Annotated in this window: 9 protein-coding genes; 1 reads left to right on the top strand and 8 read right to left on the bottom strand. The window is 63.3% G+C overall.

The genetic code is table 11. The annotated features are described in order from the left end of the window. Positions 1 to 398: 398 nt before the first annotated feature. From VJ604_RS09545 to VJ604_RS09515, 7 genes are all read right to left on the bottom strand, one after another. Positions 399 to 776, bottom strand: coding sequence for a response regulator (locus tag VJ604_RS09545; protein WP_324081947.1), 378 nt, complete (start codon positions 774 to 776; stop codon positions 399 to 401). Between the two features lie 76 nt (positions 777 to 852). Further along, complete coding sequence (gene cheB / locus VJ604_RS09540) at positions 853 to 1,887, bottom strand: chemotaxis-specific protein-glutamate methyltransferase CheB (protein ID WP_324081945.1); 1,035 nt, start codon at positions 1,885 to 1,887, stop codon at positions 853 to 855. Positions 1,888 to 2,033: 146 nt separating this feature from the next. After that, entirely contained in the window at positions 2,034 to 4,079 is a 2,046-nt protein-coding gene (locus VJ604_RS09535) for a hybrid sensor histidine kinase/response regulator (RefSeq protein ID WP_324081942.1), read from the bottom strand. Beyond that, positions 4,080 to 5,816: a methyl-accepting chemotaxis protein gene (locus VJ604_RS09530; RefSeq protein ID WP_324081940.1), complete on the bottom strand. Its 1,737-nt coding sequence runs from the start codon at positions 5,814 to 5,816 to the stop codon at positions 4,080 to 4,082. A 27-nt stretch (positions 5,817 to 5,843) separates the two neighbouring features. Next, positions 5,844 to 6,389: a chemotaxis protein CheW gene (locus VJ604_RS09525; protein WP_324081939.1), complete on the bottom strand. Its 546-nt coding sequence runs from the start codon at positions 6,387 to 6,389 to the stop codon at positions 5,844 to 5,846. A 13-nt stretch (positions 6,390 to 6,402) separates the two neighbouring features. Beyond that, positions 6,403 to 8,358, bottom strand: coding sequence for a CheR family methyltransferase (locus tag VJ604_RS09520; protein WP_324081937.1), 1,956 nt, complete (start codon positions 8,356 to 8,358; stop codon positions 6,403 to 6,405). 381 nt (positions 8,359 to 8,739) lie between these two features. After that, entirely contained in the window at positions 8,740 to 8,922 is a 183-nt protein-coding gene (locus tag VJ604_RS09515) for a hypothetical protein (protein ID WP_324081935.1), read from the bottom strand. A gap of 294 nt (positions 8,923 to 9,216) precedes the next feature. Between VJ604_RS09515 and VJ604_RS09510 the strand changes: the two genes are divergently transcribed. After that, a complete protein-coding gene (locus tag VJ604_RS09510; protein WP_324081933.1) occupies positions 9,217 to 14,307 on the top strand; it encodes a beta strand repeat-containing protein in 5,091 nt (1,696 codons plus the stop codon). A gap of 562 nt (positions 14,308 to 14,869) precedes the next feature. Here the strand turns inward: VJ604_RS09510 and VJ604_RS09505 are convergent. Continuing rightward, positions 14,870 to 15,049: a ribbon-helix-helix protein, CopG family gene (locus VJ604_RS09505; RefSeq protein ID WP_324081932.1), complete on the bottom strand. Its 180-nt coding sequence runs from the start codon at positions 15,047 to 15,049 to the stop codon at positions 14,870 to 14,872. Positions 15,050 to 15,205: the final 156 nt, after the last annotated feature.

Below are 15,205 nucleotides of genomic sequence, written 5' to 3'. Positions count from 1 at the left end.
GCTATTAGCAGGCGAAAGGAGGGGGGGCGGGCGAGGGTGTGTGAATTTTTTTACACCCCTTCATGATATCGCTGGGGTAACGTGCCGATTTTCAGCTGAAATTTGGAATTGTAAAATAATTCACAGTTCCTTTTTTTACAGCTCCTGGTGGGAGTGGCGCCGTTTGGCAGGCACCGGCAGGTTCCGGCTGTCATTGGCGGGTGGGGAGAGGGTTGAGGTGGGGGCTGTGGCCGAGTCGCCAGCTGCGGTTCTTCGGGGAGGTGAGAAGGGGGCAGTGACAAACAGCCCCTCCGGCACTGACCAAAGGAGGGCACGAGGAAGAGGGCGATGCGGCGGCTTCCCTGGATGACGCGGTGGGGGCAGCCGCCGGTGGAGGAAACGGGGCCGCGCTCGTTACGTCAGGAGCCACCGGACAGGCATTTCCTCACTTTGCTGACGATCTCTATCGGAGTGAAGGGCTTCAGTATGTAGCCGTCGGCGCCTGCCTCCTCGGCGAGTTTGCGCATCTCCTGGTCGGACTTCGAGGAGAGGAGCAGGATGGGTATGTCCCTGCTCATCTCGTTTTCCTTCAGGATCCGCGCCTTCTTGTTGCCGTCCAGCATCGGCATCATGATGTCCATGATGATCAGGTCCGGCTTGTTCCTGGAGAAGATGTACCGATTGGCCTCGATGCCGTTGGTGGCGGTCGAGACGTGGTAGCCGGCATCTTCCAGGGCGTCCTTCGCCATGGCCAAGACCAGGTCGCTGTCGTCTATGATGAGGATGTTCTTGTCCACGTGGTCCTCCTAGCAGTATTGCGCGGCCCTGGAGTGGGCGGCGCGGCGGTTGTCTCACACCGAACTGAAGCCGTCGTCAGGGGAGGGGAAACAGTTGAGAGATGGTATCCGGCATCCGTTCCAGCGGCAGTACCTGGTCAGCGGCGCAGAGGCTGATGGCGGCCTTGGGCATGCCGAACACCGCGCAGCTCTCCTCGTCCTGCACCAAGGTGGTACCGCCACGCTCCTTGATCTGCAGAAGCCCCAGGGCGCCGTCCTTGCCCATGCCGCTCAAAAGGAGGCTGACCACCTGGTCGCAGGGGGCCTGGGCCAGCGAGTTGAAAAAGACGTCGATGGAGGGACGGCAACAGTTGACCGGCGCCTGGTCCACCAAGTGGACCCTACCGTCGGCGACCGTCATGTGACAGCCGTCCGGGGCGACCAGAGCCTCGCCCGGCACGTAGCGCGTTCCATCTTCCGCGAGTTTCACCTTGATCGAGCACTCCCGGTCCAGCCAGGAGGCGAAGCCCGCGGCGAAACCGGCGGCGATGTGCTGCACCACGAATACCGTGCCGGGGAAATTGGCGGGGAGGCTCTTCAGGACGCTCATCACCGCCTTGGGCCCCCCGGTGGAGGCTCCGATGGCCAGGATGTTGGGGGTGGAGCCGGCGGCCGCCTCCAGCCGCTCCTCGAGCGGGTACCTGGTCCTGCGACGGGGGTGCCTGATAACCCTGATCCCGGACAGGAGCCTAACCTTTTCGTGCAGGCGTTCAGCGAACTCCTCCAGGGACCCGGGGGCGTCCAGTTCCGGCTTCTCCATGACGTCCAGGGCCCCCCGCTTGATGGCGGTGAAGGCGCGGTCCACCTCGCTTTCGTCCACGGCCCCCGAGAGCACCAGTACCGGGGTGGGGGCGATGGCCATGATCTCCTCGAGGGTCTCCAGGCCGTCCAATACCGGCATGATCAGGTCCAGGATGACCAGGTCCGGCTTCAGGGAGAGGGTCAGCTCCACCGCCTCCTGGCCGTTGCTGGCGCTTCCCACCACGCAGGTGTCCGGGTACTGCTGGAATATCCCGCAAAGTACCTCACGCACCAGCAGTGAGTCGTCAGCGATAAGAATTCGTATGGTCATCCGCCCGTCCTTTGAGTAGCACGTTCCCTGACGGCTTCCCGCCGCAGTCTGCTAATGTACACCAAGGTGAAGCCTGGGTCCAGCTACCTGCGCTAGGCCAGAAAACTGCTGGCTGATTCGCACCATCAAGAGGAGCTGTGCAACGGCTACTCGTTCCCTACCAGCATCTGCACTGTTTCCAGCAGCATCCCCTGGTCAAAGGATCCCTTCACAACGTAGGCCTGCGCGCCGGCCTCCATCGCCTGCCGTTTGTCCTCGTCCCTGGAAAGCGAGGAGACGATGATGATCGGTATTTCCCGGTACTGCTCGCTCGCGCGCAGCTGGCGGGTAAGCTGGAAGCCGTTGATGCCCGGCATCTCGATGTCCGAGATCACCAGGTCGAAACGTTCGCGCGCCGCCTTTTCCAGGGCGTCCTCACCGGAGACCGCGGTCTCCACCCGGTAGCCGTTGGCGACCAGGATGCTCTGTTCCATGGTGCGGGTGGTGATGGAATCATCCACCACCAGTACCCTGACCGGCGGGCGCTCACGCTCGGCCTCCACCCGGCGCACCCCCGACTGGCTGCGGGTGTCGGCCGCGCTGAAGAGGTCGGGGACGTTCAGGATCAGCGCGGGGTCGCCGTCCCCCATGATGGTGGCCCCGAACACGAACTGCACGTTCCTGAACTGGTTGCCCAGCCCTTTGACCACCACCTCCGAGTTCCCCAGGTGCGCGTCCACCGTGCAGGCCATCCGCTGGTCGCAGAGCTTCAGGACCAGGGCGGTCAGCCGCTCGCCGGGGAGCTTGGGCTTGGGAAGCCCCAGCAGGTGGGCAAGGCTGTAGAGCGGGGTGGTGACCCCGCGCACCTTGATAACCTCGCGCCCACCTACCGTCATGATGTCCGGTTCCCGTACCTTCAAGAGTTCCTGCACGTAGTTGATGGGGATGGCGAAGGTCTCCGCGGCGCACTCCACCACCAGCGCGTCCAGCACAGAGAGGGAGAGCGGCAGCTGCAGGGATATCTCGGTGAATATCCCCAGTTCGCTGGAGAGGGTGAGGTTCCCCTTGACCCTTTCCACATTCTTCTTGACCACGTCCATGCCAACCCCGCGGCCGGCCACGTCGGTGACCGCCTCAGCGGTGGAGAAGCCGGGGCGCAGCGTCAGGTAGAGCGCCTCCTCGTCCCGCATGAGTTCGGCGTCGCGCTGGTCGATCAGACCGCGGGAAAGGGCGGTGGCCTTGATACGGGCGGGATCCATGCCGCGCCCGTCGTCGCGCACCTCGATCAGCACCGAACTCCCCTCGTGCCGGGCGGTCAGGCGGACCGTTCCCTGGCGCGGCTTGCCGGTGGACTCCCGCTCCTGTGGCTTCTCTATGCCGTGGCAGACCGCGTTGGTCAAGAGGTGGATCAGCATCGGCTTTAGCGCTTCCAGGAGCACGCGGTCCATCTCGATCGCCCCGCCCACCAGATCCAGCCTGACCTCCTTGCCGAGCTGTTGCGACAGGTCGCGCACCATCCTTTCCAGGCCGTCGCAGATGGTTCTAAGGGGCAGCATCCTGAGCCCCATCGCCTTGCCGTGCAACTCCTGGATGAGGTAGTCCAGGTAGAGGACGTCCTCCTCCAGTTCCCGCCGGAAACTCGCGAGCGAGAGCGCGGTGTCCGGATCCGCAGAGGCGGCGATCCGCTTCAGGCCGGACGCCCGGCTCTCCAGACGCTTCTTGTTGATGATCAGCTCGCCGATCAGGTTGACCAGGGCGTCCAGGGTCTTCACGTTGGCGCGTACGGTCCCCGTCCCCTGCTCGGCCGCGCTTTCCTTGCTCTCGGCGGCCACCTGCTGACCGACCTCGCCCCGCTCGTAGGCCGCCACGAAGCTCTCGACGTCAAGGGGAGGGGGTTCTCCCTTGATCAGGGCAGCCGTGATGAGGGAGACCGCGTCGGCACCCTTCAACAGGAGATCGATGGCCGGGGCGTCCACCTCGCGCACCCCCTGCTCCATCCCCTTCAGCTGCTCCTCCATGTGGTGGGTGATGGCGCTGATATCGGAGAGCCCAACCATGCGGGCGGAGCCTTTCAGGGTATGGGCGTTTCTGAGCAGCTCGTGCAAAAGGCTCATGCGGGTGGGGTTCTTCTCCAGCACCAGCATCCCGCTCTGCATCGAGGCCAAGTGGTCCTCCGCCTCGCGGCAGAAGATCTCGACGTAGCGTTTGGACATTTAGGCCTCTTTCTCCGTGATGTCCCTGAGCCTGCCGGCCAGCTCGAGGATCTCGGCGATGGCCTTCTCGGTCTCGTTGGCGCTCATCGCCACCTGCTGGGCCACGTCTCGCACCTCCGACATGGTCTCCGCCATCTGCTCGCAGGCAGAGGTCTGCTGCTGGGTGGAGAGGGAGATCTCCTTGGCGGTCCTGGAGGTCTCCTGGGCGGTCCCCACGATGGAGGCGAAGGAGAGCTGGACCTTGTCCACCAGGCTGCTGGCGGCGTCCACCGCCTTGGTCCCCTCCTCGGTGACCATGATGGTGTTGTTGGTGGCCCGCTGGATCTCGCCGATCAGCCCGTTGATCTGGCGGGTCGCCTCCACGGTGCGATCGGCGAGCCTCTTCACCTCCTGGGCAACGATGGCGAAGCGCTTGCCAGCCTCGCCGGCCCCGGCCGCCTCGATGGCCGCGTTCAGGGCAAGCAGGTTGGTCTGGTCGGAGATCTCGTCGATGATCTCGATGATGCCGCCGATCTTCTGGCTGTTGTCCCCCAGCTCCAGCATGGCCCGGGCGATGCTCTGCACCTGGTTCCTGACCTTGCCCATCCCCTCGATGGCGTTGGCCACGTCGTCGCGCCCGGCGTTGCAGTTTCGGGCGGTGTCGTCGGCCACCGTCTCCACCGATTTGGCGTTGGAGGTGATCATCTTGGCGGTGATGGCGATCTCCTCGGAGGTGGTGGTCACCTCCTGGACGGCGCTTGCCTGCTGGGTGGCGCCAGAAGCCTGCTGGGCGCTGATCGCCATCATCTCGTTGGAGGCGCTGGAGAGCTGGACCACCGCCTCCTTGACCGAGGCGATCAGGCGGCCGCTTCTGCCGATCTCCTCCTTGAGGTCGCGCACGATCACGTTGGTCATCACGTTGAAGGCCTCGGCCAGGGCGCCGATCTCGTCGTTACTCTCCACCGGCACCGTCTCGTCGAGGTTGCCCGCCGAGATGCGGTGGGCGGCGGCGGTGAGGTTATGCAGGGGGCGCACCGCGCGGCTGACCACGAAGAGGATGGTGGCGCTGGAGATGATCAGCATGACCGCCATGCTCCCCACGATCTGGTTCCTGAGCTGGGCCGCCTTCTGCTCGATCTTCACCATGGAGAAACCGATCCGGAAGGCGCCCCAGTGCTTGCCGTTCACCATCACCGGCACCGAGAGGTCCCACATCTTCTCGCCGGTGTCCCGATGGTAGACCTGCTGGAGGAAGGGCTGCAGGTTGTGGGCGGCCGCCTGGCCGGTCTCGTCCTTGAAGATCTGCTTGGAGCGGCTTACCTTGCGGTCCTTTTCGCGGTCCCCGCTGACCGCCGCCGAGTACTTGGTGTTGTGGGTGGGAATGTAGCCGTTTCTGTCCTCCAGCACGGCGAAGACGACCTGGTCGTCCTTGAGGAACTCGTCCTCGATCCCCTGGATGGCTTCGTCCGTGAAGGCGTCGAACTTGGTGTGGTACTTGACCGGGTCGGTGCCGGGGATCGGCACGTAATGATCGTCAAAGAGCTGCTCCAAAGTGAGCTTGCCGGAGGAAACACCCTCGCCGAGCACGCGCTCCATGGTGCGGGCGCCGGTCTGGGCGAGGATCTTCCCCTTGGCGAGCAGTTCGTCCTCCATCGCTTCGCGGCGGGAGCGGACGAAGTAGATGGAGAAGGCGGTCATGATGACCACCAGGACCATGATCAACACGCTGACGATCTTTACCGAGATTTTGTTGGACATGAGTACCCCTGACTGGATTTATTCTGTTTAGGCCTCGCCTACCACCATCTCCGGCGAGGAGAGCAGGGCCTGCAGGTCGAGGAGGACGATGGCCCCCCCCTCGTCGTTGAAGTGTCCTCTCACGTACTGCTGGCCGCCGCCGGCTGCTCCGTGCAGGCAGGGCTCGAAGTTCTCGAAGGAGAGCCCCTGCACGCCGAGGGCCGCCTCGGCGAGGATGCCGGTGGCGAAGGTGTCGGAGCGTACCACGATGACCCGGGCCCCGGCCGCCAGTTCCGGCTGTTTGAGCCCCAGCATCGGCCGTACGTCGACGGCGGCGGTGATCTCCCCGCGCAGGTTGAAGATGCCGGCGATCAGCTCCTGGACCTGCGGCACCCGCACCAGGCGCGGGATGCGGATCACCTCGCAGGCGTACTGGGTCTCGAAGGCGTAGCGTTCGCCGCCCAGGCGGAAAACCAGGCACTCCAGCAGCTCCTCGGAGACGGTCTCCTCGTCGGCCAGCCCCTGCCAGTACTCCTCGCGCATCTTGCCGAGCACGGCGCGGATGTCGTAGGTGGCGTCGGATTCAATGGTCATGCTTGCTCCTTATTCAGGTCTTGAGCCCCATGCGGTGGATGCCGGTCATCCCGCGGCTGGCGAGCGCCTCCTGCAGCTGCTCCAGGCAACCGGTGGTGGAGAGGCCGCCGGAGTAGGGGATGAGGGTGTCCTCGGCCAGGCGGGCCAAAATCCTGATGCTGTTCCTGATCTCGCGGGCGGCCTCCTGCACCCGTCCCAGCTTGAGATGCAGCCGCCCCATGTGGTAGCGCGGCATCACGAAGTCGTGGTCGAGCAAAAGCGCCTTGCGGTACTCGTCGGCGGCCTCCGCGAGCAGCCCGCAGGCATCCAGCACCACTCCCTTCAGGAAGTAGGCCTCCGGAAGCAGGTCGTTGATGGCGATCACCTGGTAGCAGGTGTTGAGCGCCTCGTCGAGGCGCCCCTGCGCCTGGAGGATGAAGCCCTTCAGGATGAGGGCGCGTGGTTCGGAGGGGAAGTCCCTGAGTACCGCCTGCAGGAGGTCGAACGCCTCATCCAGACGCTCGGCGTCGAAGAGCCTGCGTGCCGTCTCCAACTGCTCCGTGAAGGAGGCAGCGGGAAGCTCGGATCCCTGTGGCCCGGTGACGGCAGCGTCGGCGGAGGTTGCGGCCGGAGCAGGCTCCGGTGCATCCGCAGGTGCGACAAAACGAGCTGCCGCCAGCTGAGCGGCGCACACGGTGGGGAGTTCCACCGGCGGGCGGGAGGGGGTGGGGGAGGCCTCCGGCTCCGAGGATGGTGAGGCCGGCGTGGTGGCAGACGCAGGATCGGGGGCGTCTTCGCGCCTCACGTAGAAGAAGCTGTCCCGGTGGCGGCTCAATTCCAGCAGCGGTCCACGCTGGAAGAGGGATTCCGCATGGCCCAGGAACAGCTGGCCGGCTGGCTTCAATCGCTGCGCGAAGGAGTTTGCCATATGTTGGGCCGCATCGGGGGAAAAGTAGATCAGCACGTTCCGGCAGAAGACCGCGTCCAGGTCCTGCAGTTCTTCACACCACTCTCCCAGGCAGGTAGCGGAGAGGTTCAGGTGGTGAAAGCTGACCAAGCTCTTGACCTCCTCCTTGATCGCGAACCCCTCGCCGGCCGGCCGGAAATAGCGTTTCAGGCAATCCGCGGTGGTGGTCCTGAGCGACCACTGGGTGTACACCCCCTTGCGGGCCTTGGAGAGGGACTGGTGGTTGATGTCGGTGGCGAGGATGCGGATGTCGCGCTCCCGCCAGTCCGGCAGGGCTTCCATGATGCTGATGGCGATCGAGTACGGCTCCTCTCCGGTAGAGCAGCCTGCGGACCAGATCCGGATCGGCTGGGCTGTGTCTGCGAGACAGGCGAGCCTCGCACTCAGGGCCTGAAAGTGGGCGGGATAACGGAAGAAATAGGTTTCTCCGACGGTAAGGTATTGCAGCAGTTTCTGCAGCTCGTGCCTACTTTCGCCATGCCTCCGGAGGTAGTCGAGGTAGTCGGCGCAGTCTGTGAGGTGCAGCATGGCCATCCGCTTGTTGAGGCCGCGCTCCAGGGCGCCGCGGTTTCTGGACTCGAAGACGAGGCCGGTGCTGGCCAGGATATGTCGGGAAATGTCCTGGTACTGGCTCTCGGTCAGGGTGAGACGGACCGGGACGCGGGCACCCCGCTCAGCTACCGCGCTCACGGCCTCCAACAGGCGCTCGACATCCAGGGGCCAGGGGATGAATTCGAAGACATGCAAGAGTTCCCTTTCCAGCTGGAGGCGGTCAGAGATGACGATGACGGGGATGAAGCGGGTACCTTCCGGTGTGTGCTGGCGATGCTCAACCGCCAGGGGGGCGGTCTTTTCGGGGTGTACGCAGACTACCACCAGGTCCGGTTTCTGATGGCGAATGGCACGTGAGGGATCAGTTCCCTCCGGCAGGCAGAAGGGTGCGTGTCCCGTGGCGGTGAGCAGTTGATGCAACTGTTCCGCCCGCGAGGGGAAATCGGAGATGAGCAGGATATTCAGTCTCAAAGGTATTCCTTTGCCGGCTGACCGTGGTTCAATTGCTGATTCCGGTACGCGGTTTTAAAAAGATCAGCCACCCAGTGCTAAGCATGGTGAAGCGCCGCAATTCATTGGCAGTTAAAGCACTATTTGGTGAACCACTGCGGGTTTATAGTAGTAATTTTGATAATTTCCGTCAACTAAAATTAATCTAATTCCTAGAATGACGTTTTGAAGTTGGGCCATATTGATGGGTTTGCTGTATGTATACCGATCTTGCTTCTCGTGGGGTGAGCGCGACTGACGAGGCCGTCGCCGAGGTGCGAAGCTGGGACAGCCAGAAGGAGGGGCTTACTCAGTAGGAGCTGGCAGGGGCCGGCATGGTGGTGATGCGGCCCCTGCAGGTGCTCACACGAAATCGCGGTGGTTGGGATGGGTGCAGAGGTAAGCGTCGCCAAACATGACGGCGAAATTGCAGCGGCATTTTCCCTGCTGGGCCAGGCACTTGGAGAATTCGGGAGTGAGCTGGCCGGTTCTGCAGCCGGTAGGGAAGAAAGGCGCTGTGGTGCTGGCGGAAAGGGAGGTATGCATGGAGGTGGCTCCTGTAAGATGTTGATCCCTCCTTGAGGAGAGGGGGCGGCTCATGATAATGCCGCCGAAACCCTTCCAATTATAGCCGCCACTGGGTATTTGCAAGGGAGGAGGTTAAAAAAACTAGCGCAGGCTGCCTGCTGACGTCCGCCAGCGCCAAAGCATGCCCAATACTGGGTATATTTAGGCGCTCGACGGGTTAAACTGCAGATTTACCTTTTCCGTCAACTCATCTTTGTTGTATATTGTCGCCTCTCAAACGGCATAAATGCTATCAACTTTTCCGGATGTGCAATGGTTGCCAGATTAATTGCAGACAGGTCCAGCTATCACCAGCGTAAGTCGACCCCGCTCGTCGCACTCCTTTTTTTCGTCCTGCTTTGTCTCTCCCCGCTGGTCGCCCACGGTGCCATCACCGTCACCCGTACTTCGGGACCCCAGTTCTACACCGACACCAGCATTTCCAGCCCCGGCATGCCGAGCTGCGGCTACGTTTCCTTCAATGTCACCACCTCCTCGGCCATCACCGACGCCTGGGCCACCATCGGCGCCTTCACCGGCGGCTACCTTTCGGTGAGCGGGGGGGGCGCAAACGTCATGCACCTCGGCCCCATGTCGGCGGGACAGACCAAGCCGGTCTTCTTTTTCCTCTGCTCCTCCTACACTACCCTCAACAACTCCCCCCCGCAGGGGTTCGACATCTCGGTCTACAGCGGCAACCCCTCCGCCGGGGGGACGCTGGCCAACTCCTCCACCATCTCCACCGTCATCAACAACAACGTCATCCAAGCCAACCCCAACACGGTGAACGTGATCATCTCCGGCCCCAACCCGGCCCAGATCGGCGGGCTCGTCACCATGACGGTCGATGGCGATACCGGCACCACAGGCTGTGTCAATCCCCCCTCTGCCTGCACCGGGGCCGGATCCGGACCGCTGGAATTCTCTCCGGCCACCTTCACCAACTGGCGGGCAGACGCCTTTCAGATGATTGGCAGCAATATCACCCTTTCCGGCGGCAACTCCGGCTCCTGGGACAACGTCCTCTACCTCGACACGCTTCCCAACTCGGCCACCAGCCACTACCTGGCGACCTTCTACTTCCGGGCCATGGCCCCCACCGGCACCACTACCACCCTCTCGCCGGTCTCCTATATTGCCAGCGGCACCCAGATCAAGCACACCACTCTCTCCAACGGCGCCTACACCACTTCCGGCGGGCTGCAGCCGGTCGATCCGCCGCAGTCAACCATCTATCTGACCAAGACCGGTACCCCCACCTTGCCGGCCCAGGGGGGGAGGGCGACATACACGGTGACGGCCATCAACCCAGGCCAAAATGCCGTCACCCTTGATACCTTCATCGACGTCCTGCCGACCGGTGCCACCTATGTGGCCGGTTCGTCGTCGTATAACGGCACCTCTCTGCCTGATCCTGCCACCTCCGGCAGCACCTTGACCTGGTCGTCGATGTTCTCCATCGCCGGTGGCAACGGAACCAGCAAGCTGGTCTTCCAGGCCGACCTGCCTGCCACGCCGGGAACCTACACCGATTCCGCCACCGCGCGCATCGGGACCACCGTGATCGACTCCACCGTCCAGCTTGGGGACAACGTCCCAGCCACCGCCAGCACCGTGGTGCTAAGGGCGCCGACCATCTCCGAGACCATCACCCCGTCCGCCTTGGGGGTAAATGGTGTGGCCGCCATCATCCTGACCATCACCAACCCCAACAGCGGCTATGCCATGAACGGTATCTCGTTCTCTGATACCCTTCCTGTCTCACCCTCCGGGCTGAGCCTGACCGCCGGTCCCCGCGGTGCGACGGTGGAAACGACCTGCAAGGACTCTTCCGGGGGGACGGTACCTCTTTCGGTGACCGGTAGCACCTTCGGGATCCCGGTGAGCGCCAACGCCACCCTGGCCGCCGGCACGAGTTGCACGGTTACCGCCTACGTCACCTCGGCCGGCATCAACACGACCTATACCAACACCACCGGCGCCGTTTCCTCTACCGATTGCGGCACCGGCGGGACCGCTTCCGCCTCGGTCACCTTCACGGCCAAGCCGACCGTCGTCAAATCTTTCGGGGCCGGCAGCATAGCCAGAAACGGGACGACGGCGCTGAGTTTCACCATTTCCAGCCCGGTACCCATCACTGGAGCCGCTTTTGACGACCTCTTCCCGGCCGGGATGGTCACCGCCTCCCCCCTCACCGTCACCCCCGCTTCCCCCTGTGGAGGGAGCCTAAGTTCCTGGAATGGCAGCACCACCGGCACCCTCAGTGCCACTGGTGGCGACCCGGGGATCCATCTCGGTAACGGCAGCATCCCTTCCGCCAACGGGAGCTGCAGTTTCAGCGTCAACGTCACCGCAGCCACCCCCGGCACCTACGACAACACCGCCGGAGGTGTATCGGCAACGGAGACCGGCGCCGCGGGACCCGGCAGCAACACCGCCGAATTGGTCGTCCTCACCCCTCCCGGCGTCTCGAAAAGCTTCTCGCCCGGCACCATCGACAAGTCCGGGGTCTCCACGCTTTCGATCACCCTCACCAACAACAACTCGGTGGCGGTTACCGGGCTCTCCTTCAACGATCTCTTCCCCGCCGGGGTGGTCACCGCCAATCCCCCCAACCTGAGCCTCGGTTGCGGAGGAGCGCTCAAATCCTGGAACGGTACCGCCGCGGGAACGATCAGCGCCGCCGGCGGAGATGCCGGTATCAATTTCACCGGCGGCACCATTCCGGCCAAGGACGCCTCGGGGAACCCCGGGACCTGCACGGTCTCCATCCAGGTCACCTCCAGCACGGTGAATCCGTCGCCGGGATATCAGAACGTCCTGCCGGTGGGATCGGTCTCCTCGGTTAACGCCGGCAGCAACACGGCCCAGGCCTCGGCCACCCTGCTTGTGTACGGCACACCCGCCATCGCCAAGAGCTTCGACTTCACCACCAGCCCGGGGACCGGCACCATGGTGCTGACCATCACCAACAACCACACCACCGGCATCAGTGGCCTCTCCTTCACCGATCTCTTCCCTTCCGGGATGGTGACCGCCAACCCGCCGTCGGTCTCCAACAGCTGCGGTGGCACCATCTCCTCCTGGAACGGGAGCAGCTCCGGATCGCTTTCGGGAACCGGAGGAGACCTGGGCATTGCGCTGAGCGGAGGGAGCATCTCCACCCCCGGCGCCAGCTGCACCATCAGGATCAACCTTACCGTCAACGCGGTAGGTATTTACACCAACCAGACCTCCGGGGTCTCGCTCACCTCGCCCTTCTCCGGCACCGGGAGCCCGAGCGGCGTGGCGACCTGGATCGCGCCGCTGATCGGCAAGACCTTGAACCCCGAGATTGCCGGGCCGGGCGATTCCTCCACCCTGACCATCTCCATCAGCAACCCCAGCCTGACCACCACGCTCACCGGGGTGGCAGTTACCGACAGTTATCCCACCACGGCCACCAAGCCCGACGGCACCATCCTGAGCGCGGCCATGACCAATGCCTCCTCCACGGTCACCTCCAGCAACTGCGGGGCGGGGGCCACGCTGCAGACCTTCACCGGTGGCGGCGTGCAGGGGGTATCGCTCGCCAACGGCACCCTGCCGCCGGGTGCAACCTGCACCTTCTCGACCACCGTCCAGGCCACCAACACCACCCCCGCCAGCTACTACAACACCACCGGCAGGGTCATTTCCAGCCAGGGGGTAGGGGCGACCTCGTCGGACTTCCTGCAGATCGTCTCCAAACCGACCATCAGCAAGTCGTTTAACCCCTCGACCGCCACTTTCTCGGGGGCCACCGCCACCAGCGTCCTGACCATCAGGGTCGACAACAACTCCACCAGCGCAGTGAGCAGCCTCTCGCTCACCGACGTTTTCCCGGCCAACCCCTCCCAGATGCGCTGGGTGCAGGATGCCGGAAACAGCAACTCCTGCGGCGGGACGCTGACCGACGCCTCCGGGGCAGCACTGGTCTCGGGGGTCTCCACCGGTCTGAAGCTGGTGAACGGCAGCATCCCGGCCCCCACCGCGGGGAACCCCAACCCGAGCTGCACCATCGTCCAGAAGGTCTCGGTGTCGGCCACCGGGAGCTACACAAACACGACTTCCGGAGCCACCTCCAGCATCAACCCCTCGCCCGGTCCGACCGGCTCGGCGACCTTGCAGGCGATCCTGGCCGCTCCCACCGTCACCAAAAGCTTCGCCAGCGCCAATTTCCAGACCGGGGGGGCCGACCGGCTCACCATCACGGTCACCAATCCCAACGCCGCCGCCATCACTGGCCTGAACTTCGTGGACACCTATCCCTCGAACATGGTGAACGCCTCGGTTCCCAACGTGGTGATCGGACCGGCCTCCAGCGGTTGCAGCGGGCAGGCGGTGGCCGGGGGGGGCGGCAACAACCAGTTGAGCGTCACCCAGGGGAACATCCCCGGCAACAATACCTCCTGCACCTTCTCGGTGGATGTGACCACCACGGTCCCCAACAACTACACCAACACCCTGGCCGCCGGCTCCATCCTCTCCAACAACGCCGCTGCCCCGACCGCTGCGGTTTCGGCCTCGGTCACTGCCCTGCAGCCTCCCACCGTGATGAAGGTGTTTGGCGACACCAGCAAGGTCAAGGGGTACACCACCACCCTGTCTCTGACCCTGACAAACCCCTCCGCCAACCCCGTCACCCTCACCGGGCTCCGGCTGGATGATACTTTCCCCTCCGGGATGACGCTGCAGAACACGACCTTTTCCTTCACGCCCTCGGGGTGCGGCAGTGTCACCAATACCTCGGGAGGGACGTCTTCGCTCGGTGACGGGAACCTGCGGCTTTCGGTGCCGACCCTGGCGCCTGGCGCGAGCTGTCAGGTCACCGCCAACGTGACCAGTTCCGTCCCGGGCACCATCACCAATACCACCAATGCACCAACCGCCTCCGGCCCCACTTCCCTGACCGGGTACAGCGCCAGCGCGCCCATCCTGTTCTACGGGGTCCCTGTCATCACGGTATCGAAGACGGCCAGCGCGGCCACCGCCAACCCGGGGCAGGTGGTGACTTACACCATCCGGGTCACCAACACCGGGGACGGGCCAGGTACCAGCACCCTCCTGACCGACGACTTAAGCCCCTACAGCTCCTTGTATTTCAGCAACGGCTCACCCTTCACCTTTACCGATACCTGGAGAGACTCCCAGGGGAACCCTTCCACCCTGGCCATGGGTACTCCGTCCTACTCGAACAACAAGAAGGTTTCCTGGTACCAGAGAGCGGTCGGGGACACCTTCACCGGTTATGACGGCACCATCACCAGCTGGCGGATACCGATGGTGAACAGCATCGGTGCAGGCGAGTCGTTCACCGTACAATACCGGGTCAAGGTGAACTAACCTTACCAAACGAGAAAGGCGACCGACGCCTCAAAAAGAAACGTCGGTCGCCTCACCAAGCACCCCATCCTCACCCTGTCCCTCCCCTTGAAGGGGAGTGAACGCCTTCTGCACACTTCCTCGATAGCAAACAAAGCCCCTTACCAGCAGCTTTTGCTCGTCCCAATGCCATTAGTTCCGGTAAAACTGAGCTTGTTCCGGTCGGGAAGGGGTACTTCGACAAGCTCAGCATGAACGGTTGCCGACACTAGGTCCTCCCTAGCCTGGACCGTGCTATAACCGGCAAGCTGCTGGCGCATCCGTGCCGGTGCTGGCGCTCTTTTACACTTGTTGATAAATAATGCCCGGCGCTTGCCGCTCGAAAAGGGGAGGGCGCCGGCGGTGGTGACGGGTCCTTCGCAGTGGGGGAGGGCGACGCAGTTCAGGCGGGTAGGTTGGTCGCGGGATGTAGTGACGTGCCAGTTGACCGCGAGCGACGCGTGGGTCGAACACTGGAAATTGCTGGCGTTGGCGTCGGAGAAGGTAGAGGGGTGAAGGCCCTGCGTCGGTTCAGCAGTCCCCATTATGGGCGGTTACAACTCACCTTTTGCAGGTCCGGGGCGTAGTGCTGCATTGCCTCCCTCATCAGGCTGGAAATGCTCTGGCGGCTGCGTCGTGTCAACTCGTCCAGGATGGTTTTCTCCTCGTCGTTAACTCTCAGCGATATTACGTAGTGACGTGCGTTGTCTTTCTTGGCCGGCATGATCTTCCTCCCTTGCCTGTGCAATCGTGGTAAGACCAATTATCCGTTTTTTAAAACAGTGTCAAGTTTTTTTCGCTTCCCTGTGTGAAGATGCTTTACATATCACGCTTTGTTCGCTACTATGATCTCCATAAATTGGTAAGAAAAACTAGCCAA

Origin of the sequence: Geomonas sp., assembly GCF_035254065.1 — a bacterium.
In the GTDB taxonomy this organism is placed as follows: domain Bacteria; phylum Desulfobacterota; class Desulfuromonadia; order Geobacterales; family Geobacteraceae; genus Geomonas.
This window is presented reverse-complemented; position numbering and strand designations above follow the sequence as displayed.